Source organism: Actinomadura kijaniata NBRC 14229 (assembly GCF_001552175.1).
In the GTDB taxonomy this organism is placed as follows: domain Bacteria; phylum Actinomycetota; class Actinomycetes; order Streptosporangiales; family Streptosporangiaceae; genus Spirillospora; species Spirillospora kijaniata.
Map to the genome: position 1 here is coordinate 47945 of NZ_BCQR01000043.1, position 22835 is coordinate 70779.

21 protein-coding genes are annotated in these 22835 nt (G+C 73.5%); 11 read left to right on the forward strand and 10 right to left on the reverse strand.

Going from position 1 to position 22835, the window contains the following annotated elements:
• The first annotated feature begins 51 nt into the window (after positions 1–51).
• From AKI01S_RS15540 to AKI01S_RS15560, 5 genes are all read left to right on the forward strand, one after another.
• Positions 52–813, forward strand: coding sequence for a YdcF family protein (locus tag AKI01S_RS15540; protein WP_067817163.1), 762 nt, complete (start codon positions 52–54; stop codon positions 811–813).
• 50 nt (positions 814–863) lie between these two features.
• Entirely contained in the window at positions 864–2114 is a 1251-nt protein-coding gene (locus tag AKI01S_RS15545) for a deoxyguanosinetriphosphate triphosphohydrolase (protein ID WP_067817166.1), read from the forward strand.
• A 96-nt stretch (positions 2115–2210) separates the two neighbouring features.
• Positions 2211–3449: an NAD(P)/FAD-dependent oxidoreductase gene (locus AKI01S_RS15550; RefSeq protein WP_067817169.1), complete on the forward strand. Its 1239-nt coding sequence runs from the start codon at positions 2211–2213 to the stop codon at positions 3447–3449.
• A 39-nt stretch (positions 3450–3488) separates the two neighbouring features.
• Positions 3489–4670, forward strand: coding sequence for an MFS transporter (locus tag AKI01S_RS15555; RefSeq protein ID WP_067817172.1), 1182 nt, complete (start codon positions 3489–3491; stop codon positions 4668–4670).
• A 107-nt stretch (positions 4671–4777) separates the two neighbouring features.
• The gene (locus AKI01S_RS15560; RefSeq protein ID WP_067817175.1) at positions 4778–5200 is read left to right on the forward strand and encodes a GtrA family protein; all 423 of its coding nucleotides are present in this window, start codon (positions 4778–4780) and stop codon (positions 5198–5200) included.
• 9 nt (positions 5201–5209) lie between these two features.
• Here the strand turns inward: AKI01S_RS15560 and AKI01S_RS15565 are convergent, their stop codons facing one another.
• Entirely contained in the window at positions 5210–5893 is a 684-nt protein-coding gene (locus AKI01S_RS15565; protein WP_067817178.1) for a response regulator, read from the reverse strand.
• Between the two features lie 6 nt (positions 5894–5899).
• Positions 5900–7489, reverse strand: a complete 1590-nt coding sequence (locus AKI01S_RS15570; RefSeq protein ID WP_067817181.1) for a sensor histidine kinase — start codon at positions 7487–7489, stop codon at positions 5900–5902.
• 151 nt (positions 7490–7640) lie between these two features.
• Here AKI01S_RS15570 and AKI01S_RS15575 point away from each other — a divergent pair, with 151 nt between their 5' ends.
• The 3 genes from AKI01S_RS15575 to AKI01S_RS15585 all read left to right on the forward strand — a co-directional run bounded on the left by AKI01S_RS15575 (position 7641) and on the right by AKI01S_RS15585 (position 10833).
• Positions 7641–8630: a tripartite tricarboxylate transporter substrate binding protein gene (locus tag AKI01S_RS15575; RefSeq protein ID WP_067817187.1), complete on the forward strand. Its 990-nt coding sequence runs from the start codon at positions 7641–7643 to the stop codon at positions 8628–8630.
• 169 nt (positions 8631–8799) lie between these two features.
• Positions 8800–9342 carry a tripartite tricarboxylate transporter TctB family protein gene (locus AKI01S_RS15580; RefSeq protein WP_067817194.1) on the forward strand — a complete coding sequence of 181 codons (543 nt, stop codon included), beginning with the start codon at positions 8800–8802 and terminating at the stop codon, positions 9340–9342.
• A 3-nt stretch (positions 9343–9345) separates the two neighbouring features.
• Positions 9346–10833: a tripartite tricarboxylate transporter permease gene (locus tag AKI01S_RS15585; protein ID WP_067817197.1), complete on the forward strand. Its 1488-nt coding sequence runs from the start codon at positions 9346–9348 to the stop codon at positions 10831–10833.
• Between the two features lie 77 nt (positions 10834–10910).
• Here the strand turns inward: AKI01S_RS15585 and AKI01S_RS15590 are convergent, their stop codons facing one another.
• Positions 10911–12263, reverse strand: coding sequence for an LVIVD repeat-containing protein (locus tag AKI01S_RS15590; RefSeq protein WP_157419862.1), 1353 nt, complete (start codon positions 12261–12263; stop codon positions 10911–10913).
• 249 nt (positions 12264–12512) lie between these two features.
• Between AKI01S_RS15590 and AKI01S_RS15595 the strand changes: the two genes are divergently transcribed.
• Entirely contained in the window at positions 12513–13178 is a 666-nt protein-coding gene (locus tag AKI01S_RS15595) for a DUF305 domain-containing protein (RefSeq protein ID WP_067817203.1), read from the forward strand.
• Here AKI01S_RS15595 and AKI01S_RS15600 read toward each other — a convergent pair whose 3' ends face one another.
• Both AKI01S_RS15600 and AKI01S_RS15605 read right to left on the reverse strand, forming a co-directional pair.
• Complete coding sequence (locus tag AKI01S_RS15600) at positions 13179–14459, reverse strand: alpha/beta fold hydrolase (RefSeq protein ID WP_067817207.1); 1281 nt, start codon at positions 14457–14459, stop codon at positions 13179–13181.
• 30 nt (positions 14460–14489) lie between these two features.
• On the reverse strand, positions 14490–15359 hold the full coding sequence (locus AKI01S_RS15605) for an LLM class F420-dependent oxidoreductase (RefSeq protein ID WP_067817210.1): 870 nt from the start codon (positions 15357–15359) through the stop codon (positions 14490–14492).
• 75 nt (positions 15360–15434) lie between these two features.
• Between AKI01S_RS15605 and AKI01S_RS15610 the strand changes: the two genes are divergently transcribed.
• The gene (locus AKI01S_RS15610; RefSeq protein ID WP_067817213.1) at positions 15435–16259 is read left to right on the forward strand and encodes a GNAT family N-acetyltransferase; all 825 of its coding nucleotides are present in this window, start codon (positions 15435–15437) and stop codon (positions 16257–16259) included.
• Between the two features lie 335 nt (positions 16260–16594).
• Here the strand turns inward: AKI01S_RS15610 and AKI01S_RS15615 are convergent, their stop codons facing one another.
• The gene (locus AKI01S_RS15615) at positions 16595–17206 is read right to left on the reverse strand and encodes a TIGR03086 family metal-binding protein (protein ID WP_067817216.1); all 612 of its coding nucleotides are present in this window, start codon (positions 17204–17206) and stop codon (positions 16595–16597) included.
• 91 nt (positions 17207–17297) lie between these two features.
• Between AKI01S_RS15615 and pdxR the strand changes: the two genes are divergently transcribed.
• Positions 17298–18731 carry a MocR-like pyridoxine biosynthesis transcription factor PdxR gene (gene pdxR, locus AKI01S_RS15620; RefSeq protein WP_067817219.1) on the forward strand — a complete coding sequence of 478 codons (1434 nt, stop codon included), beginning with the start codon at positions 17298–17300 and terminating at the stop codon, positions 18729–18731.
• Positions 18732–18737: 6 nt separating this feature from the next.
• Here pdxR and AKI01S_RS15625 read toward each other — a convergent pair whose 3' ends face one another.
• The 4 genes from AKI01S_RS15625 to AKI01S_RS51700 all read right to left on the reverse strand — a co-directional run.
• A complete protein-coding gene (locus AKI01S_RS15625) occupies positions 18738–21023 on the reverse strand; it encodes an ATP-binding cassette domain-containing protein (RefSeq protein WP_067817225.1) in 2286 nt (761 codons plus the stop codon).
• Between the two features lie 82 nt (positions 21024–21105).
• The gene (locus AKI01S_RS15630; protein WP_067817228.1) at positions 21106–21852 is read right to left on the reverse strand and encodes an urease accessory protein UreD; all 747 of its coding nucleotides are present in this window, start codon (positions 21850–21852) and stop codon (positions 21106–21108) included.
• Positions 21849–22544, reverse strand: a complete 696-nt coding sequence (gene ureG / locus AKI01S_RS15635; RefSeq protein ID WP_067817231.1) for an urease accessory protein UreG — start codon at positions 22542–22544, stop codon at positions 21849–21851. The genes AKI01S_RS15630 and ureG overlap by 4 nt, the downstream gene beginning before the upstream one ends.
• Positions 22545–22559: 15 nt before the next feature.
• A partial coding sequence (locus AKI01S_RS51700; protein WP_369688722.1) for an urease accessory UreF family protein occupies positions 22560–22835 on the reverse strand: 276 nt, incomplete at its 5' end.

Consider the following 22835-nt stretch of genomic DNA (forward strand, 5'->3'; position numbering starts at 1 on the left):
GGCCGAACCGGGACCCTTCCCCGCGTCGTCTCATTTAACGTGGCGAGCGCGATGACATTGGAAGTCCAGTTGCCCGAACCCGAGTGGAACGACGAGCCGCAGGAGCGCCCCGGCAGGCGCTCCGGCAAGCGCGCGCGCCGCGAACGCGAGCCCCGCTCCCGCGCGTTCATCATCACCGTGGGCGTGGTCGCCGGGCTGGTCGCCATCGCGGTGCTCACGCCCCTCACCGTCGCCTGGCGCGTGTGGTACCAGGCGCGCCAGGACGAGCGCCCCCGCTCCGACGCGATCATCGTGCTGGGCGCGGCGCAGTACGACGGCCGCCCGTCCCCGACATTGCAGTGGCGGCTCCAGCACGCGCTGGAGCTGTACCGCAAGGGCGTCGCCCCGCGCATCGTCACCGTCGGCGGCAAGGCCCCCGGCGACCGCTTCACCGAGGCCGACGCCGGGCGGCGCTGGCTGATCAACCGGGGCGGGATGCCCGCCGACCGGGTGGTGGCCGTCCCCGAGGGCCGCGACACCCTGCAGAGCTTCCAGGCCGCCGGCCGCCTCTACCAGCGGTCCGGCTGGGACAGCGCCGTGCTGGTCACCGACCCCTGGCACGGGCTGCGCTCCAAGCGGATGGCCGAGGACAACGGCATCCGCGCCGCGTCCTCGCCGACGCGTTCGGGGCCGAGCGTGCAGACCCGCGACACCCAGTTCGGCTACATCGTCCGCGAGACCGGCGGCTACCTGTCCTACGTGCTGTTCGGAAAAAGCGTGAAGGCCCCCAGCGAGACCGTGAAGAAGCTGCCGGAGGGGACGCCGACCGGATGACATCCGCCGTTCGGCGCGATGTCGGACGAGCCGCATACGCTGGGGGGACGATGAAGGAGTACTCGCACCACGACCGTCAGCGCTGGGCTCCCGAACCCCCCAAGCGCCGGGACCGCACCGCCTTCGAACGCGACCGCGCCCGCGTCCTGCACAGCGCCGCGCTGCGCCGCCTGGCCGCCAAGACCCAGGTCGCCTCGCCCGGCGCCGAGCCCGACGGCAACGTGCAGAGCCTGCGCACCCGGCTGACCCACTCGCTGGAGTGCGCCCAGATCGGCCGGGAGCTGGGCAAGTCGCTGGGCTGCGACCCGGACCTGGTGGAGACCGCGTGCCTGGCGCACGACATCGGGCATCCGCCGTTCGGGCACAACGGCGAGGCGGCGCTGGACGTGGTGGCCCGTGACTGCGGCGGCTTCGAGGGCAACGCGCAGAGCCTGCGGGTGCTGACCCGGCTGGAGCCCAAGTCGTTCGGGCCCGACGGCCCGCCGCTGGAGGGCCGCAGCGTCGGCCTGAACCTGACGCGCGCCGCGCTGGACGCCTCGATGAAGTACCCGTGGCCGCAGTCGGAGGCGGTCAACGGCAAGTTCGGGATCTACGAGGACGACCGCGCGGTCGCCGACTGGGTCCGCGACGGCACCCCGCCCGGCCGCGCCTGCTTCGAGGCGCAGGTCATGGACTGGAGCGACGACGTCGCCTACTCGGTCCACGACCTGGAGGACGCCCTGACCGCCGGGCACGTCGACTTCGCCCGGCTGGCCGACCCCGCCGAGCGCCGCCTGGTCGCCGCCACCGCGATCAAGCTGTACTGCCCCGACTCCGACCTGGCCGAGCTGGAGGAGCGCTTCGCCGACCTGCTGGCGCAGCCCTACTGGCCGGACCGCTACGACGGCACCCCGCGCACGCTGGCGGCGCTGAAGAACCTGACCAGCACGCTGATCGGCCGGTTCTGCGTGGCCGCCGAGGACGCCACCCGCGACGCCCACGGGGACCGGCCGCTGACCCGCTACGCCGCCGACCTGATCGTGCCGCGCGCCCAGCGGCTGGAGTGCGCGCTGCTCAAGGGGATCACCGCGCACTACGTGTGGATCAACCACGAGGAGACGCGGGCCCGGCAGCGCGAGCTGATCATCGAGCTGGCGGACCTGATGCTGGCCGCCGCGCCGGATTCGCTGGACCCGGCGTTCCGCGCCTCGTTCGCCGAGGCCGCGGACGACGCGGCCCGGCTGCGGGTGGTGGTGGACCAGATCGCCTCGCTGACCGACACCTCGGCGATGATGCGGCACCGCCGGCTGAGAGGTTTTTAACCCTCCGGGGCTTTACATGACCCTTGTCGGGTTGGTGGCGTCGCTGTAGGGATACAAGAACGGAACCCCTACGGGTCCCCACAACGGGAGGTCACCATGCCCGAGGAGACGTTCGTCATCGTCGGCGCGAGCCTGACCGGCGCCAAGGCGGCCGAGGCCCTGCGCGAGGAGGGGTTCCGCGGACGCGTCGTGCTGATCGGCGCGGAGGTGGAGCGGCCCTACGAGCGCCCGCCGCTGTCCAAGGGCTTCCTGCTCGGGCGAGAACCCCGTGACAAGACGCACGTCCACGAGCCGGACTGGTACGACAAGCACGACGTCGAGCTGCGCCCGTCCACGGTGGTGACCGCCATCGAACGGCGGGACAAGCAGGTGCGGCTGGAGAACGGCGACCGCATCGGCTACGACAAGCTGCTGCTGGCCACCGGGGCGTCGCCGCGCCGGCTGGAGGTGCCCGGCTCCAAGCTGGAGGGCGTCCACTACCTGCGCACCCTCTCCGACGCGGCGCGGCTGCGCGAGGCGCTCGCGCCCGGCGGGCGGCGCGTGGTGGTGGCCGGGGCGGGCTGGATCGGCCTGGAGACGGCCGCCGCCGCGCGCGAGTACCGCAACGACGTCACGATCATCGAGCCGAACCCGACCCCGCTGTACTGCGTGCTCGGCGGCGAGGTCGGCCAGATCTTCGCGGAGCTGCACCGGCGGCACGGCGTGGACCTGCGGCTGGACCAGGGCGTGGCGGGGTTCTGGGGCGCGGGCCAGGTGTCGGCGGTGGTGACCTCCGGCGGGGCGGAGATCCCGGCGGACGTGGTGATCGCCGGGATCGGGGTGCGGCCCAACAGCGAGCTCGCCGAGCGGGCCGGGCTGGAGGTCTCCGACGGCGTCCTCACCGACGCCGCGCTGCGCACCTCCGACCCCGACATCTACGCCGCCGGGGACGTGGCCAGCTCCTACCACCCGCTGCTGGGGCGGCGGCTGCGCGTGGAGCACTGGGCCAACGCCCTGAACGGCGGCCCGGCGGCGGCCCGGTCGATGCTCGGCCGGGACGTCGTGTACGACCCGATCCCGTACTTCTTCACCGACCAGTACGAGCTGGGCATGGAGATGTCGGGCCTGGCGACGCCGGGGGACTACGACCGGGTGGTGTTCCGGGGCGACGTGCCCTCGCTGGAGTTCATGGCGTTCTGGCTGTCGGAGGGGCGCGTGGTGGCGGGCATGAACGTCAACGTGTGGGACGTGGTCGAGGACGTGCAGGCGCTGATCCGCGCCGGTGTCCGGGTGGATCCCGAACGCCTGGCGGACCCGAAGACGCCGCTGCCGGAGCTGCTGGCCACCGGTAGTTGAAGATTTTCCCTCCCGGCGGGGTCGGCGTAGGGTCGTCACGTGCCGACCGAGACGACCGCACCGCGCCGCCGCGCGCGGGTCGCGGTGACCCTGGCGTTCCTGGTGCACGGTCTGGTCGGCACCGCCTGGGTGGCCCGCATCCCGCAGATCAAGCAGGAGCTCGGGCTCGGCGAGGGGGCGCTCGGCGTGGCGCTGCTGGGCGCGCCGCTCGGGGTGTTCTTCGCGGTCCGGATCGCGGGCCGCGCCGTGGCGCGCTGGGGCAGCCGCGCCACCAGCCTGGCGACCGGCGCGGGCGGGGCGCTGGTGCTGGTCCCGCTGGGGTTCGCGTGGGACCTGCCGTCGCTGACCGGCGCGCTGTTCCTGCTGGGCATGGGCCTCGGGATGATGGACGTGGCGATGAACGCCCAGGGAGTCGCGGTGGAACGCGCCTACGAGCGCCCGATCATGTCCGGGCTGCACGGCTCCTACAGCGTCGGGACGCTGCTGGCCGCGCTGGTCGGGGCGGGCGCGGCGCAGGCGGGCGTCCCGGTCCCGGCGCACCTGTCGGCGATGGCGGTGGTGCTGGCGGCGGTGCTGCTGCTGGGCGGCCGGGGCATGCTCGGCCCGGCCGCCGACGTCACCCCCGAGCCCGCCGGGGGCGGGACGGCCGGCGCGGGGAGGGCCGCGCGGGTGTCCCGGTGGACGCTCCCGCTGCTGGGCGTGATCGGGCTGTGCTCGTTCGTCGGCGAGGGCGCGATGGCCGACTGGAGCGCCGTCTACCTGCGCGAGGACCTGGGCACGGCGCCCGGCACGGCCGGGCTCGGCTTCGCCGGGTGCGCGGTCGCCATGACGGTGGGGCGGCTGGCCGGCGACCGCGTGGTGCACCGGTTCGGCCCCGTCCGGGTGCTGCGCGCCGGCTCGCTGGTGGGCTCGCTGGGGCTCGGCCTCGGCCTGGTGGCGCACCACCCGGTGGCGGCCGTGGCCGGATTCACGCTGTTCGGGCTGGGGATCGCCGTGGTGGCCCCGGTCACGTTCAGCGCGGCGGGCAACCTGCCGGGCGTGCCCGCCGCGACCGGCATCGGGCGGGTCACCGCGGTCGGCTATCTGGGCCTGCTGGGCGGGCCTCCGGTCATCGGGTTCGTGGCCGAGGGGCTGGGGCTGCCGTGGGCGCTGGCCGTCCCGGCGGTGCTGGCCGGGGCGATCGTGGCGCTGGCCGGGGCCACCGCCGCCGCCGACCGGTGACCCGTCCCCGGTGATCTTTGCCCAACCGGAGAGCGGGCATTTGTCCGACTCGGGTAATGTCTGGGCAAGTGAGCACCTTGGAGCGGTCAAGACCGGTCAAACCGGTCATGAATGGGCGGGATCGCCGCACATTCCTCCGTGAGCTGCTCAGCTTCGGCTTCGTCGGGTTCCTCGGCACCGTGATCACGATCGGCGGCGCCAACGTGCTGCGGCACTGGCTCGGCGGCTCCCCGCTCACCAGCGTCGTGATCCCGACGGCCGCCTCCACCCTGTCGTCCTACCTGCTGAACCGGCACTGGACGTTCCGCGGCAGCGGCAGCGACGGCACCGGCCGCGAGATGGCGCTGTTCTTCGGCCTCAACGGCATCGGCATGGCCATCCAGGTGCTGGTCACCGGGTTCACCTTCTACGTCCTCGGCCTGCACGGCGGGATCGCCTACAACATGGGCCTGCTGGTCGGCCTGGGCCTGGCCTCGGCGTTCCGCTACTGGTCCTACAAGAAGTGGATCTTCACTCCGGCCGCCGTCTAGGAGCACCGGTTAGGAACGCCAGTGGTAGCGGCGCTCGGGGCGGCCCGTCCCGCCGTAGCGCAGCCGCACCTCGGCGCGGTTGGTGTCGGCGAAGTGCTCCAGGTAGCGCCGCGCGCTCGGCCGCGACAGCGCCGTCAGCTCCGCGCACTCGGCCGCCGACAGGCCCTCCGGATGGGACCGCAGGGCCTGCTCCACCAGGTCGGCGGTCTGCTCGCTGAGGCCCTTGGGGAACGTGCGGGCCGTGCGCGGCCGTGACCCGAACATCAGGTCCACGTCCTCCTGCGCCGCCGCCGCGCCGGGCGAGATCTGGTGCAGCCGCGCGTGCAGGGCGGCGAAGTGCTCCAGCTGGGCGCGCAGCGCCGCCGCCGAGAACGGCTTGATCAGGTAGTGCAGCGCCCCGCCGCGCAGCGCACCCCGGATGGTGCCCACGTCCCGCGCCGCGGTGATCATCATGATGTCGATGTGCGCGGTGGCGGGGTCGGCGCGCAGCTCCCGCAGCACGCTCAGGCCGTCCATGTCGGGCAGGTAGACGTCCAGCAGCACCAGGTCCGGGCGCAGGTCGCGGACGGCGCGCAGCGCGTCGGCGCCGGTGTGCGCCACGCCCGCCACGGTGAAGCCGGGGATCCGTGCGACATAGCCGCCGTGCACCTTGGCGACCATGAAGTCGTCGTCCACGACCAGGACGCGGATCATGTTCCCTCACTCTCTGCGGGCCGACGGGAGGACGGCGGTGAATTCTGCTCCGCTGTCGTTGCGCACGTCCACCGAACCGCCCCGGCGCACGCAGATCTGCCGGGTCAGCGCCAGCCCCAGGCCGCGCCGCCCCTGCTCGGCGGCCTTGGTGGTGAAGCCGCGCCGGAACACCTCGGTGGCGATCTCCGGGGCGACGCCCGGCCCCGAGTCCCGCACCACGACCACCACCGCGGGGCGGCCGTCGGCGGTCTCGGCGTCGTCGCGGATCTCGGCCTCCACCCAGTCGTCGCCGCCCCCGGCGGACAGGGCGTCCAGCGCGTTGTCGACCAGGTTCCCCACGACCGTGACCAGGTCGCCCGACAGCGCCTCGTCGACCGGCGCCAGGCGGCTGGTCGGGGCCAGCCGCATCCCGATGCCGCGCTCGGCCGCCAGGCTCGCCTTGGCGATCAGCAGCGCGGCCACGGCCGGGTCCTCGATCCGGGCGGTGACCTGGTCGTGCCGGTCGTCATGGGCGCTGCTGACCAGGTTCACATAGGACCGGGCCTCGTCGTACTCGCCGAGCTCGATCAGCCCGGCGATCGTGTGCAGCCGGTTGGTGAACTCGTGCGCCTGGGCGCGCAGCGTGTCGGTGGTGCGGGAGGAGACCGCCAGCTCCTCGCGCAGCGTCGCCAGCTCGGTGCGGTCGCGCAGGGTGGCGACCGCGCCGATCAGCCGCCCGCCCGCGCGGACCGGCAGCCGGTTGATCACCAGGACGCGGCCCGCGCGCAGCACGATCTGGTCGGCGCCCGGGGCGCGGCCGGTGAGCACGTCGCGCAGCCGCTCGTGCACCCCCAGGTCGTCCACGGCGGTGCCCACCGCGTCGGCGGGCAGCGCCAGCAGCTCGCGGGCGCGGTCGTTGACCAGCGTGACCCGGTCGTCCCGGTCCATCGCGATCACGCCCTCCTTGATGCCGTGCAGCAGCGCCTCGCGGTGCTCGATCAGCCCGGTGATCTCGCGCGGCTCCAGCCCGAGCGTCTGCCGCTTCACCCGCGAGGCCAGCAGGAACGACCCGGCGACGCCGATCACCGTGGTGATCGCCAGCAGCGCCAGCGCGGTGCCGGGCGAGCCGGCGACCCCCGCCCACAGGCCGGGGGTGTCCCGGCTGACCGCGACGTACCCGACGGTGCCCCGGCCGGCGTCGCCGATCACCGGGACGTGCGCGGCGAGCCGCCCGCCGGCCTCGCCGACCCACGCCCGCCCCCGCCGCACGGTGCTGTCGCCGAACGCCAGCGGCCGCCCCACCAGGGCCGGGTCGGGCGCGGTCAGCACCCGCCCGTCCCGATCGGTGATCACCACCGCGTCGGCGCCGGACAGCGTGCGGGCCCCCTCGGCGAACGACGGCAGCGCGTCGCGCCGGGCGGGGTCGGCCAGCGAGGCGCGCACGCCCGGCGTGGCCGCGACGTTCTCGGCGACGGCCAGCAGCTTGCGACCCTCGGTGTCGCGGAACACCGCGTTGCTGTGCAGGGTCGAGTACGCCGCCACGCCGCCCAGCAGCGCGAAGACGATCAGTAGCTGCCAGACCAGCAACTGCCGTGCCAGCGAGCCCGCCGGACCCATCTCCCACCTCCCGATCCGGGCGATGGCGACCCTACCGGCGTGACCGAAACGACCAAAAGTATCGATAGCTCCCAAAGAGCGACACGCGGCCGCCGGGCGGGCACCATGTGGCCCAGACCACACACCGTAACGTTTCCCGAGGTAAGGCCGGATGAGACAACCCCGAGCATGGCTGGCGGCGCTGGGAGCGGCGCTGCTGGTGACGTGCGTCCCACCCCTGGTGTCCGGCGGCGACGACCGAACGACCGGCACCGCGATCCCCGGACTGCGGGTCCTGGTGCCCAACGCCCCCGGCGGCGGCTACGACCTGACGGCCCGCACCGCCGTCAAGGCCATGGAGGAGGCGGGCCTCAGCAAGAACATCGAGGTGTTCAACCTGCCCGGCGCGGGCGGCACCGTCGGCCTCGGCCGGATCGTCGGCGAACGCGGCAACGGCCGCCTGGCCATGTCCATGGGGCTCGGCGTCGTCGGATCGGTGCACACCAACCGCTCGCCGTCCACGCTGGCCGACACCACGCCGGTCGCGCGGCTCATCGAGGAGTCCGACATCGTCGTGGTCGGCAAGAACTCGCCGTACCGGACGATCCAGGACCTGATCAGGGCATGGAGCGCCCGGCCCCGGTCGGTCCCGGTCGGGGGCGGCTCCTCGCCGGGCGGCCCCGACCACCTCGCGCCGATGCTGATGGCGCGGGCGGCCGGCGTCCCGCCCCGGCAGGTCAACTACGTGCCGTTCGACGGCGGCGGCGAGCTGACCGCCTCCATCCTCGGCGGCAAGGTCGGCTTCGGCATGACGGGCGTCGGCGAGACCCGCGACCAGATCGCGGCGGGCGAGCTGCGGCCGCTGGCGGTGACCGGGGCCCGGCGCGTCCCCGGCATCGACGCGCCCACCCTCAAGGAGGCCGGGCTGAACGTCGAGTTCACCAACTGGCGCGGCATCGTCGCCCCGCCCGGCCTGTCGGACCGCGACCGCGACCGGATGGTCGCCCTCTGGACGGAGCTGCAGCGCACCGAGCAGTGGCAGAAGGCGCTGCGCGACAACGGCTGGACCCCGGCGTTCCTGCCCGGCGACCGGTTCCGGGCGTTCATCGCCGCCGAGAACGGCCGCGTCGCGTCGGTGCTGAAGGAGTTGGGACTCGCATGAGCGGGCTGGAAGGGCGCGGCGCCGTCTGGACTGACCCGCGAGCGCAGCGAGCCGATGGGCACTGCGTCCGCGCGGAACGAGCGCAGCGAGTGCAGCGGGAGCGAAGCGACCAGAGCGACGAGGGAAGACGGCGCCTTGGGGCGCCCTGGAAGCGGGCGGGAAACACGGCATGAGTGAGATGACGCACGGGCACGGGCATGAGCACGGGCACGAGCACGGGGATCGCACGCCCGTCCGGCGGTCCGAGCTGGGGCTGTGCGCGTTCCTGCTGGTCCTCGGCGGGCTGGTGTGCGTGGACGCGCTGCGCATCCCCGACGACTTCACCCGGCGCGGCCCGGTCGGGCCCGAGGCGGTCCCGATGCTGGTCGGCGGGCTGCTGGTGCTGGTGTCGGTGCTGCTGGCGGTGGACGTGCTGCGCGGCGGCCGGGGCCAGGCCGAGGCGGGCGAGGACATCGACCCCGACACCCCCGCCGACTGGCGCACGGTGGCGATGCTGCTGGCGGCGTTCCTGGCGAACGTCGCGCTGATCGGCCCGCTCGGCTTCCCGATCGCGATGGCGGTGCTGTTCTGGGGCTCGGTGTACGCGCTGGGCAGCCGTGACATGGTGCGCGACCCGCTGCTGGCGGCCGGGCTGTCGCTGCTGACCTGGTTCGTCTTCGACCGGCTGCTGGGCGTTCCGCTGCCCGGCGGGCCGCTGATGGGGGTGCTGTAGGGCATGGACGCGTTCACCCACCTGCTGGACGGGTTCGGCACCGCCCTGACCCCGGCGCACCTGGCGTTCGCCGCGATCGGCGTAATCCTGGGCACCGCGATCGGCGTGCTGCCCGGCATCGGCCCGGCGATGGCGGTGGCGCTGCTGCTGCCGGTGACCTACGGGCTGGACTCCACGGCCGCGTTCATCATGTTCGCCGGGATCTACTACGGCGGCATGTTCGGCGGCTCCACCACCTCGATCCTGCTCAACACCCCCGGCGAGAGCGCGGCGGTGGTCACCGCGATCGAGGGCAACCCGATGGCCCGCTCCGGGCGCGGCCCGCAGGCGCTGGCCGCCGCCGCGATCGGGCACTTCGTCGGCGGCATGGTCGGCACGACGGCGCTGGTGCTGCTGGCCCCGGCGGTCGCGTCGGTCGCGGTCGACATCGGCGCCCCCGACTACTTCGCGATCATGGTGCTGGCGTTCGTCGCGGTCACCTCGGTGCTGGGCGCCTCCCGGCTGCGCGGGCTCGCCTCGCTGCTGCTCGGCCTGACCCTCGGCCTGGTCGGCCTGGACCAGATGACCGGGCAGTCGCGGCTGACGTTCGGGACGCTGCACCTCAGCGACGGCATCGACGTGGTGCTGGTCGCGGTCGGGTTGTTCGCGGTCGGCGAGGCCCTGTGGGTCGCGGCGCACCTGCGGCACGGGGGGAGCAGCCCGATCCCGGTCGGCCGTCCCTGGCTGTCGCGGGACGACCTGCGGCGCACCTGGAAGCCGTGGCTGCGCGGCCCGCTGATCGGGTTCCCGTTCGGCGCGGTCCCGGCGGGCGGCGCGGAGATCCCCACGTTCCTGTCGTACGCGACCGAGAAGCGGCTGTCCAAGCACCGCGACGAGTTCGGCAAGGGCGCGATCGAGGGCGTGGCCGGTCCGGAGTCGACCGCCAGCGCCTCGGCCGCCGGGACGATGGTGACGATGCTGACCCTCGGCCTGCCCACCACGGCGGTCGCGGCGGTCATGCTGGCGGCGTTCCAGCAGTACGGCATCCAGCCCGGCCCGCTGCTGTTCCAGCGCGAGACCGACCTGGTGTGGGGCCTGATCGCCAGCCTGTTCGTGGGCACCGTGCTGCTGCTGCTGATCAACCTGCCGCTCGCGCCGGTCTGGGCGAAGCTGCTGCGGATCCCGCGCCCGTACCTGTACGGCGGCATCCTGTTCTTCGCCAGCGTCGGCGCCTACGCGGTCGGCGGCGACCCCGTCGACCTGGTCGTGCTGCTGCTGATCGGGCTGCTGGGCTTCGCGATGCGGCGGTTCGGCCTGCCGGTCCTGCCGGCGATCCTCGGGGTGATCCTGGGGCCGGGCGCGGAGCTCCAGATGCGCCGCGCCCTGCAGATCAGCGACGGCAGCCTCACCGGGCTGGTCAACTCGCCGCTGGCGGTGGCCGTCTACGCCGTGGTCGCGGTGCTGCTGGCCTGGCCGCTGGCCCGCCGTCTCGTGCGGGCGGCCCGCCGCTAGGGCGGCCGGACAGGGAAACGGCCCCCGGCGGGATGCCGGGGGCCGTTCTCTTGGCGTGGGTCAGCCGGGTCCGACCGTCAGTCGAAGTAGTCCGGCTGGCTCTGCGCGTTCAGGATGTCGAGCTTGACGCGCTTGCCCTTGTCGGTCCGCTTGTCGCGGATGTCGATGACGTCCAGGCCCTTCTGGATGTCACTGGAGTAGATGTAGCCGTTGTAGTAGTACGCCGACCACGAGCCACCCAGGATCAGGTTCTTGTCGTCGAACGGGCCGCGCTCGAACCAGCCGATCTCCTTGGGCTTGCGGGAGTCGGTGAAGTCCCACACCGAGATGCCGCCCTGGTACCAGGCCTGGACCATGATGTCCTTGCCCTTGACCGGGATCAGCGAGCCGTTGTGGGCCACGCAGTTCTCGGTGTCGGTGTTCGGCCGCGGGATCTTGTAGTAGCTGCGGAAGACCAGCTTGGCCTTGTCGCCCTTGCCCACGATGTCGTAGATGGCGTTGGCGCCCTTCTGCTGGCCGATGGTGGCGTTGCAGGTGGCCGCCGAGCCGCCGCCGAGCTCGTCGGTGAAGACGATCTTGTTGGCCTTGTTGTTGAACGTGGCCGAGTGCCAGAACGCGAAGTTCTCGTCGTCGCGCACGCTGGTGACGACGCGCGGCTTCTCCCGGTCCTCGATGTCGAACAGCACGCCGTCGCCCATGCACGCCCCGGCCATCAGGTCCTTGTCCGGGTAGGCGGTCAGGTCGTGGCAGCCGGAGGTGGCGGAGGTGCCGTTCGGCCAGGTCTGGCCGTCACCGGGGTTGCCGCCGTCCGGGAACAGCACCGGCTCCGACAGCACGGACGCCTCGGCCGGCTTCTTCAGCGGGACCTTGACGATGGAGATCAGGTCGTGCGGCGGCTGGCAGTCGGGGAACGTCGAGTTGGGCGAGTACGACGACACGTAGATGTAGGCGGTGCCGCGCTTGCCCGGGACGAGCGTGTTGGTGTGCGAGCCGCACTTGGTCTCGACGGCCTTGACGTAGCGCGGGTTGCGCACGTCGCTGATGTCGAAGATCTTGATGCCCTCCCACGCCGTCTTGTCGGTCGCGGGCTTGGGCACGGCCTGGCAGGAGTCGTCGCTCATCGAGCGGTCGGTCGACAGGAACAGCAGGTTCCCGGCGATCGACACGTCGTTCTGCGCGCCCGGGCACTGGACGACGCTGACGATCTTCGGCTTGGCGGGCCGGCTGATGTCGAAGACGGTGAAGCCGTTGTAGTTGCCCGCGAAGGCGTACTTGCCCTTGAACGCCCAGTCGGTGCCGTAGGCGTCGACGGCGCTGAACGGCCCCGGCTTGGGGATGTTCGCCAGGTGGTGCATGTTGTCGGACTTGGCGATCTCGTCCTTGCCCGGAATGTCGGCCGACGCGGCCGGCGCGGTGAGGACGGCCGCCATGGCCAGGACGACCCCCGAGAGGGTGCCCAGCAGTGTTCGGCGTCTGGTCTGGCGTCTGCGAACTGGCGCCACCCTGTCTCCTTACGTACGACCCCCGATGACATGACATTGATCAAATGGAGTATGAGGGCTGAAACGCCCCTTGCCCAGAGGTGTGGCGATCTGTGAGCTTTCCGAGACCTAGTGGTCTTTTGTCGGGAATGCTGGAGTGGGTACCTTCGCGCTACCAGACCCGAGGGATGGAGTGCGATGCGACACCGGATCGCCGTGACAGTGGCGACGACGCTGCTGGCCGGAGCCGTTCTCAGCGGATGCAGCGGCGATGAGAGGCCGGCCGCGAAACCCAGCGGCACCGTGTTGGTCCCCGGCAAACCGGGGGAGCCGAACCGGACCGAGCCCGCCGCCCCCGCCAAGGCGCCGGCCAAGCCGACGGCCGCGGAGATCCGCTTCGTGCAGATGATGATCCCGCACCACGAGCAGGCGCAGGCGATGTCGGTGCTGGCGCCCCAGCAGGCGTCCGACCGGCGGGTGAAGGCGCTGGCCAAGCGCATCGACGTGGCGCAGGGCGGCGAGATCGCGGCGATGCAGTCCTGGCTGCGGCGCAACAACGTCGGCACCGGGACGGGCGGGCACGGCGGGCACGGCGGGCACGGGGCCAAGCCCTCCGCCGACCCGCACGCGAACATGCCGGGCATGGCCACGCCGCAGCAGATGGAGCAGCTGCGCGCCGCGCGCGGGGAGGCGTTCGACAAGCTCTACCTGGAGCTGATGATCACCCACCACCAGGGGGCGCTGACCATGGTCAAGGACGTGCTGGACAAGGGCCAGGACGTCGTGGTGCAGGAGCTGGCCCGCGAGGTGCAGTCGGGCCAGCTCGCCGAGATCGAACGGATGCGCGGCCTGCAGAAGAAGTGATCAGACCTCGCCGCGCACCATCCGGATGAGGTGGTCCAGCACCCTGCCGCCGCTGTTGCGCAGGCCGTCGTGCTCGTACTCGCTGGTGATCCACGGGCGCAGGCCGCGCACGGCGGCGGCGGTCCGCAGCGACAGCTCGCGGTCCACGTACATGTCGTCGTGGTAGACGGCGGCGGCGACCGGGACCTCGTTGGCGGCCAGCCGGCCGGCGTCGTAGAGGGCGGGCCAGTCGTCGCGCTCGGCCAGCAGGTGGGCGGCCTCGCGCAACGGGACCAGGTACGGGTCCTGCTCGAACTGCCAGGGGTAGACCATCTCCCCGGTGAACGGGAACGGCGCGTCGTCCTCCAGGGAGTCGAACGCGGGGAACTCCGCCCGCACCCGGTGCGCCGCCCACCGCGTCGCCGAGCCCTCGCCCTGCGCGTAGCACGGCTCGTGCAGGATCGCGTGGAAGGGGGCCTCGGCGTACGCGGTGTACGCCTCCACCTGCCGCAGGAACACGTCCGACGGTTCGTCGCCGTCGAACGCGCCCTCCAGCAGGTAGTGCATGCGGTGCGCGCCGTCGCTCATGCCGAGCATCACCCCGAGCGTCTGGAACATCTCCACCGACAGCAGGCCCCCCGCGGGCAGCCGCACCTCGTTGTCGCGCAGGTGCCGGGCGATCCGCCTGACCTGCTCGACGTCCTGCGGGTAGGCGTCGTAGAACGCGGCGTTCTTGGCGGCGACGTGCGGATAGGTGCGCCGGTAGACGTCGTCGGCGGTGGCGTCCAGACCGGGCAGCCCGCCGGTGATGAGCACCTCGCGCAGCCCCTCGGGCGCCAGCGACAGGTAGGTGACCGCGCAGAACCCGCCGAAGCTCTGCCCGAGGACGCTCCACCGGCCCTCGCCCAGCAGCGCGCGGCGGACCATCTCGGCGTCCCGGACGATCGAGTCGGCGCGGAAGTGCGCCAGGTACCCGGCCTGCCCGGCGGGGTCCATCCCGGCGAGGGTGCGGCGGTTGGCCGGGGTGGAACGGGCGGTGCCGCGCTGGTCCAGCAGCAGTACCCGGTAGTCCTCCAGGGCGCGGTCCAGCCACGAGTCGCGGCCGACCGGGCGCGGCGACCCGTAGCCGGGACCGCCCTGCAGGTACACCAGCCACGGCAGGTCGTCGCGGCCCGCCTTCCCGGCCGCGACGACCTCCCGCGCGAACACCTCGATCGTCGGCCCGTCGGGGCGGGCGTGGTCGAGGGGGACGGTGAACCGGTGGTCGGTGAGCACGGTGCCGGGCTGGCGATAGGTCGTCATGATCCGACCGTATCCGCAGCCCGGCGCGGGTCAGCGCCCCGCCGGAGTGATCTTCTCGACCTGGGGCAGGGCCTCGGCCAGCACCCCGGCCAGGTCCTGCCCGGGCCACTGCGAGAAGATCACGTGGTCGACGCCGCGCTCGGCGTTGCGCCCCACGATGTCGACGGCCCGGTCCACCGAGGGGGTCTCCTCGAAGTACGTCATCGCCGTCTTCTCGATCTCGGCGTAGTCGCGGCCCTCGCGCTCGCAGTGCTCGCGCAGCACCTCCAGCTTGTGGGGCATCTCGGGGGAGTCGAACAGGTTGCAGGCGTCGGCGTACTTCGCGACCAGCCGCAGCGTCTTCTTCTCCCCGCCGCCGCCGATCAGGATGGGCGGGTGCGGCGCCCGCAGCGCGGGCGGGGAGTTGAGGGGCCGCTCCAGCCTGTGGTGCTCGCCCTCGAACGGCGTCTCGTCGCCGCTCCACATCTGGCGGGCGATCCGCAGCGTCTCCTCCAGCCGCTCGAAGCGCTCGGCGAGCGGCGGGAACGGGATGCCGAGGCCGTGCGCCTCCTCCTCGTTCCAGGCCGCGCCGATCCCGAGCCAGGCCCGGCCGCCCGACAGCACGTCCAGCGTCGTCACGGTCTTCACCAGCACGCCGGGGTGCCGGTAGGCGACGCCGGTGACCAGCGTGCCGAGCGTGATCCGCTCGGTGACCGCCGCCGCGTACGCCAGGGCCGTGTAGCCCTCCAGCATCGGGTCCTCGGGCGGCCCGACGATCGCGATCTGGAAGAAGTGGTCCATCACCCACAGCGAGTGCAGCCCGCCCTCGTCGGCCTCGCGGGCGATCCGCGCGAACTCCGGCCCGATCCGCTCGGGGCCGCCGGGGAAGGTGAAGCTGGGAACCTGCAGTCCGATCCGCATGAGTCTCCTCCGCTTGGTCTCCCTACCACTCTGCGATCTGGAGCGTACTCAAGGTCAACCCCTAGGATCCCTGGAATGGATCTGACCGTCCGGTCGCTCACCCTCGACGATCTCGACGCCTGCCTGGCCCTCGCCGTGAGCCGCGACTGGCCGCCGGACCGCGACACCTGGCGGTCGCTGTTCGCGCTGGGCTCGGTCTACGGGGTCGACGCGCCGGGCGACGGCCTGCTCGCCACCGCCGCGGGCACCTCCTACGGCGCGGCGACGACGGCGGTCGGCATGGTCCTCACCGCGCCCTCGCACGAGCGCCGGGGGCTCGGCGGGCGCCTGATGCGGCACGTTCTGGCCGAGTCCGGAACCCCGTCGGCGTGGCTGACGGCGACCACTTTCGGCCGTCCGCTCTACGAACGCCTCGGCTTCCGCGCCGTCGGGGGGATGAGCACCCTCAGGGGAGTGGCGACGCTCGCGCCGTCCGGCCGGTCCCGTCCCGCCGCCGCGGGGGACCTGCCCGCGATCCGCGCGCTGGACGCCGCCGCGTTCGGCGCGCCCCGCGAACGCCTCCTGGACCATCTGTCGGGCTTCTGCCTCTCCTGGCGCGTAGTGGAGACCGCGAAGGGGATCGCGGGCTTCGGCGGGGCGTGGCGCAACCACGAGGAGACCGTGCTCGGCCCGGTCGTCGCCGACGACCTGGCGACGGCGACGTCCCTGCTGGCGGACCTGGCCGCCGACACCCCCGGCCCCCACCGCGCGGAGGTGGACCACCGGCGGCCCGAGCTGCTGGCGTGGCTGGAGAGGGCGGGCCTCACCACGGCGTTCACCACGACGGTGATGGAGTACGGCCCGCCGCTGCCGTCGGATCCGTCGAAGCTGTTCACCGCCGCCTCCCTGGCCCTCGGCTAGGCGGTCTTTCAGGACCCTGGCCCACGGCGCCCGCAGGCCAGGTCGCGCACTCGCGCGCGTGGCCGGGGTCCACGTCGCAACAGGTCCCGGGACGCCAGGAGCACGGGACGGCCGCCTTTCTCGACGGCGAAGGCGAGGCGGCCCCCGGCGGCCACGAGCCGGGGGCTTCGCCGGTCCTCGGGCCGAACGCCGTCGCCGCGGCCCCGCACCAGCGTGCCGGCGGTGCCCACACGCCCTTGCCGTGCGGCGTGCCGGGCCGGTCGGGACCCCACCCGATCAGGCGGCCCGGACGTGTTCGCCGCGCGCCGCCCCGGACAGCCTTCGTGGACGAGCGGTCACACCCATCGGTACTGGCTGGGCGCCCAGGACGGGGAGCGGCCGAGCAGCGTCAGCAGGCGGTCGCCGGGCGACACGTCCTCCGGGGCGGGCACGGCCCGGTCGAACGCCAGCCCCGGCCCGCGCGTGGCGTCGTCGGTCGGCACGAGGGCGGCGACCGCGAGCGACGCCTCCAGCATCTCGGCGGACGGCTCCCACGGCAGGCCGAGCGTCGCCGCCACGTCCCAGGCGTGCACCACCAGGTCCACGAAGTGGAAGCTGACCGCCATCCGGCCGGGAACGGGCCGGTCGGTGACCTCCGGCATCAGGAACGGCCGGTCCGGCACGCCCTCCTCGGCGAACGCCCCGGTCACCAGGTCGAGGGAGGCGCGGGCGGCGGCGTGGGGGTCGTCGCCCAGCGAGCCGTTCCGCCACACCTGGAGGTCGCCGCCATCTCCGCGGGCCGCCGCCGCGAACCCCTCGTCCTGGCTCACCTGGTGGCGCAGCAGGCCGTGCAGCGTCCAGTCGGAGCACGGGGTGGCCAGCGTGAGGTCGGCGGGCTTCACCTGCGCGACGAAGGTCAGGTAGAAATCGGCGGCGCGGCGGTCGAGGTCGCGGAAATCGGTGCTCATCGGATCCATGGCGACACCGTAGGGGCGCGCGGCGGCCCGGTTGAAGGGCCGAAATGGCGGGAAACGACTGGGCCGTTCTAGGGTCGGCGGGATGGACGTCCATGTCAGCCTCGACGGCCGCCGCGACCTGGCGGGGCAGATCTACCGGCAACTGCGCGACGCCGTCCTCGACGGGCGGCTGCGGCCCGGCGACCCGGTGCCGCCGACCCGCGAGCTGGCGCGGCGGCTGGCCGTCTCCCGCACGACGGTCGGCGTCGCCTACGACCGGCTCGCCGGCGAGGGGTTCCTGGAGGGCCGGTCCGGCGCGGGCACCTACGTGCGCGCGACGGGGACGGCCCCGCGCGGCGCGCCCGCCGCGTCGCCGCTGCGGCCCCGCGCGGTGTGGCACGACCTGGCGGCGTGGCCCGCCCGGCTGCCCGGGGCACGCTACGACTTCCGCGTCGGGCTGCCGGACGCGGGGCTGTTCCCGTTCGCGGAGTGGCGGCGGCTGATGGCGGCGGAGCTGCGCCCCACGGCGCGGGCCCTGTCGGGCGCGTGGGACCCCGCCGGGCTGGACGTGCTGCGGGAGGCGGTCGCGCGGCACGTGGGGGTGTCCCGGTCGGTGCGCGCCGACGCCGCCGACGTCGTGGTCACCGCGGGCATCCAGCAGGCCCTCGACCTGGTGTGCCGGGTCCTGCTGGAGCCGGGTGCGGCGGTCGCGATGGAGGACCCCGGCTACCCGCCCGCGCGGCTGCTGTTCCGGTCCCTGGGGCTGCGGGTGCACGGTGTCCCGGTGGACGCCGAGGGACTGCGCGTGGACGCGCTGCCGGACGACGCGCGCGCCGTGTACGTCACCCCGTCCCACCAGTTCCCGCTGGGCATGGCCATGTCGCTGCCCCGGCGGCGGGCGCTGCTGGAGTGGGCGCGGCACCGCGAGGTGGTGATCGTCGAGGACGACTACGACACCGAGTACCGCTACGGCGGCCGCCCGGTCGAGCCGTTGCAGAGCCTGGACGCCGACGGCCGCGTCATCTACCTGGGGACGTTCTCCAAGGCGATGCTGCCGGTGCTGCGGCTGGGGTTCCTGGTCGCCCCGGCCGCGCTGCGCAGGGCGTTCCGGGCGGCCCGGTACGTGTCGTCGTGGCACTCCGACCTGCCCGTGCAGGCGGCGCTGGCCAGGTTCGTCGACGAGGGCATGCTGGCGCGGCACCTGCGGCGGTCGCGCCGGGAGTACCAGGCCCGGCACGAGCACCTCGTCGAACTGCTGGAACGCGACTTCGCCGACCGCCTGGCCGTCGTGCCGTCGGAGGCCGGGCTGCACCTGAGCGCGTTCCTCACCGGCGACGACACCGGCGGCGACACCGGCGGCGACACCGGCGGCGACACCGGCCTGGCGCGCCGCGCGCTGGACCACGACGTGGCGCTGTACCCGCTGTCGGAGTTCGCGATCGCCGGCCCGCCGCGGCCGGGGCTGGTGTTCGGCTACGGCGGGATCCGGCGCGACGACATCGGGGAGGGGCTGCGGCGGCTGCGCCGGGCGATGTGAGGACCGTCAGTCGCGGGCCAGGTACTCGCGCAGGTGCACGGCCGTGAGGGTGTCGGCGTTCTCGACCAGCTCGGCCGGGGTGCCGGTGAACACGACGCGTCCGCCGTCGTGGCCCGCGCCCGGCCCCAGGTCGATGATCCAGTCGGCGTGCGCCATGACGGCCTGGTGGTGCTCGATGACGATGACGGTGTTGCCGTCGTCCACCAGGCGGTCGAGGAGGGCGAGCAGCTGGTCCACGTCGGCCAGGTGCAGGCCGGTGGTGGGCTCGTCCAGCACGTAGGTCGTGCCCTTCTCGGCCATCTGGATCGCCAGCTTCAGGCGCTGCCGCTCGCCGCCCGACAGCGTGGTCAGCGGCTGCCCCAGGCTCAGGTAGCCCAGCCCCACGTCCAGCATGCGCGACAGGACGGCGCGGGCGTTCCTCTCGGTGAAGAACGCGTGCGCCTCGGTCACCGGCATCGCCAGCACCTCGGAGATGTCCTTGCCGCGCAGCTTGTACTCCAGGACCTTCGGGGTGAACCGCTTGCCCTGGCACTCCTCGCACGTCGAGGCGACCCCGGCCATCATCGCGAGGTCGGTGTAGACGAGGCCGATGCCCTTGCAGTTGGGGCAGGCGCCCTCGGAGTTGGCGCTGAACAGGCCGGGCTTGACGCCGTTGGCCTTGGCGAACGCGGTGCGGACCGCGTCCAGCAGGCCGGTGTAGGTGGCGGGGTTGCTGCGCCGGGAGCCGCGGATCGCCGACTGGTCGACGACCACCACGCCGTCGCGGCCGGGCAGGTGGCCGTGGATCAGCGAGCTCTTGCCCGACCCGGCCACGCCGGTGACGACCGTCAGGACGCCGGTGGGGATGTCGACGGTGACGTCCCGGAGGTTGTGCTGGCGGGCGTTCTCGATGCGCAGGTGGCCGGTCGGCTCGCGGAACTTCTCCCGCAGCGTGACCCGGTGGTCCAGGTGGCGGCCGGTGAGCGTGCCGGAGGCGCGCAGCCCGGCCAGGTCGCCGGTGTAGCAGATCTCGCCGCCCGCCGTGCCCGCGCCCGGCCCGAGATCCACGATGTGGTCGGCGATGGCGATGGTCTCCGGCTTGTGCTCGACGACCAGGACGGTGTTGCCCTTGTCGCGCAGCCGCAGCAGCAGGTCGTTCATCCGGGCGATGTCGTGCGGGTGCAGCCCGACGGTCGGCTCGTCGAACACGTAGGTCACGTCGGTGAGGCTGGACCCCAGGTGGCGGACCATCTTCACGCGCTGCGCCTCGCCGCCCGACAGGGTCCCGGCGGGCCGGTCGAGGCTGAGGTAGCCGAGGCCGATCTCCACCAGCGACTCCAGGGTGCCGCGCAGGGTGGCCAGCAGCGGCGCGACCGACTCGTCGTCGATTCCCTTGACGAACTCCAGCAGGTCGTTGATCTGCATGGCGGAGCAGTCGGCGATGTTGCGGCCGCCGATCCTGGAGGAGAGGGCGGCGGCGTTCAGCCGGGTGCCGCCGCAGGCCGGGCACTCGGCGAACTTCACCGCGCGGTCCACGAACGCGCGGATGTGCGGCTGGAGCGAGTCGCGGTCCTTGCCCTGGTAGAACCGGCGGACGCGGTGCAGCAGCCCCTCGTAGCTCATCGAGCTCTTGCCGATCTTCACCTTGGTGCCCGGGGGCTTGTTCAGCAGGTCGTCCCACTCCCGCTCGGTGAAGTCCTTGAGCGGGGTGTCGGGGTCGAAGAACCCCGAGCCCACATAGCCCGCCACCAGCCACCCGTCGACGGTGAAGCCCGGCACCTTGATCGCGCCCTGGTTGAGGGACAGCTCGCGGTCCACGATCTCGTCGATGTCGAGGGCGTCGGCGTGCCCCAGCCCCTCGCACTCGGGGCACATGCCCTCGGCGGAGTTGAAGCTGAACGCCGTGGAGGTCCCCACGTGCGGCACGCCGAGGCGGCTGAACACGATCCGCAGCATCGCGTACGCGTCGGTGGCGGTGCCGACCGTGGAGCGGGAGTTGGCGCCCATCCGCTCCTGGTCCACGACGATCGCGGCGCTGAGGTTGCGCAGCGCGTCCACGTCCGGCCGCCCCATGCTCGGCATGAACGACTGGATGAACGCCGTGTACGTCTCGTTGATCAGCCGCTGGGACTCGGCCGCGATGGTGCCGAACACCAGCGACGACTTGCCCGAGCCGGACACCCCGGTGAACACGGTGAGCCGCCGCTTGGGCAGGTCGAGCGAGACGTTGCGGAGGTTGTTCTCGCGGGCGCCGCGCACCTCGATCATGTCGTGGCTGTCGGCGGCGTGCCGTCCGGCGGTCGTTGCGGTCATGTGCCCCGTCCCGAAGTCTTTATGCCCTAAAGAGATATTGCGGACACAAGGCTACCGGGAGGGTCCGACAGAATCGGGCGGATCAGCCGACCGGGACGGGGCCGCGCGCCCGCCGCTCCCCGGACGCCAGCCGGCGGCGCAGCTCGGCGGAGTCGGCGGCCACGGCGGTGACCAGCACCCCCGGCCCCTCCAGCGGCAGCGCCCCCACGCCCTCGCCGACCCACGGCTCCCGGACGAGACCGGGCCCGACCAGCAGGAGGCTGCCGACCGCCTTCGCCCGGCCGATCACCGCGTCGCCGCGGTAGACGGCCGGATCGTCCAGCCGCAGCTCGTGCCGCAGCAGCGGGACGCCGTCCACGGTCACGTCGAACCTGCCGGTGTGGCGGCCGGGCTCCTCCCGGTGCCGCCCCAGGACCAGTTCCTCGCGCCAGCGCAGCGTCGCGTCCCCGCGCAGGGCGACGGCGGCGACGGCGCGGTGGTCGCAGCCCGCCGCCGCCACCGTGGGCTCGGGAGCGAAGTCCAGGTGCCCGCCCGCGCCGACCTCGGCCCGCACGACCATGCGGGACCGGCCGTCGCCGGGCAGCGCGAGCGTGGAGGCGGCGGACCGGAACGCCAGCCGCGCGCCCGGCCCGACGGTCACCGCGAGGTCGAACACGTCCCCGCCGAGCGGCCCGGCCGCCGCGCCGACCAGATGGACGGTCGCCCCGTCGCCGCCCGGCGTCTCGCGCAGCGCCAGGGGGCCGTCGGACCGCAGCAGCGGCAGCCGGGTCCGGCCGCCCGCGTCGCGCGTCGCGGTGACGGCGGCGCGGGCGGTGTAACGCCTGGTCACGAAGCCGCCGCGGGACCGTGGGAGGGGGCGTGCGCGGGTGCGCGGGCCTCGCGGACGATCTCGCGGACCCAGCCGGCGACCTCGGGCGCGTCCGGCCGTTCCCGCAGCGAGGTGAACGCGACCGGCCTGCCGTCGCGCACCCGCGCGGCGTCCCGCCCCATCAGCTCCAGGTCGCTGCCGACCAGCGCGGCGAGGTCGGTCTTGTTGATGACCAGCAGGTCGGCGGCGGCGACGCCGAGCCCGCCCTTGCGCGGGACGTCGTCGCCGCCCGCCACGTCCAGCACGAAGATCTGCCGGTCGGCCAGGCCCCGGCTGAACAGCGCGGTCAGGTTGTCGCCGCCGCTCTCCACGATGACCAGGTCCAGGCCGGGGTGGCGGGCCTCCAGCGACTCCACGGCGTCGAGGTTGGCGGAGATGTCGTCGCGGATCGCGGTGTGCGGGCACGCGCCGGTCCGCACGGCGGTGATCCGGTCGTCCGGCAGCACGGCCTCGCGGCGCAGGAAGTCGGCGTCCTCGGTGGTGTAGATGTCGTTGGTCACCACGGCGAGGTTCAGCTCGTCGCGCAGGCCGCGGCACAGCGCGGCGGTCAGCGCGGTCTTGCCGCTGCCGACCGGGCCGCCGATGCCCAGCCGCAGCGCGCGGCCGTGCGCGGGGGCGGCGTCGTGGGGGTCGTGCTCGTGGTTGGCGCCCAAGGGGAGACCTCCGGATCAGGATTCGAACAGGCGCAGGTCCGCGCGGACGTGCAGTTCGGCGTACAGGTCGAGGACGGGCGCGGACGCGGCGGGCAGGTCCGCCCACGGGCCGTCGGCGTGCGCGGCGGCCTCGGTGGCGACGGCGTCCACCGCGTCCGCGAGGTCCGCCAGCGCGCGGTGCACCGCCAGCGGGTCCAGCCCCAGCAGCCGGACCGCCGCCGACGCCGGACCGGTCACCGCGTGGTAGGCGGTGATGGCCGCGGCCTGGTGCGGGACGCCCCCGGCGGCGGC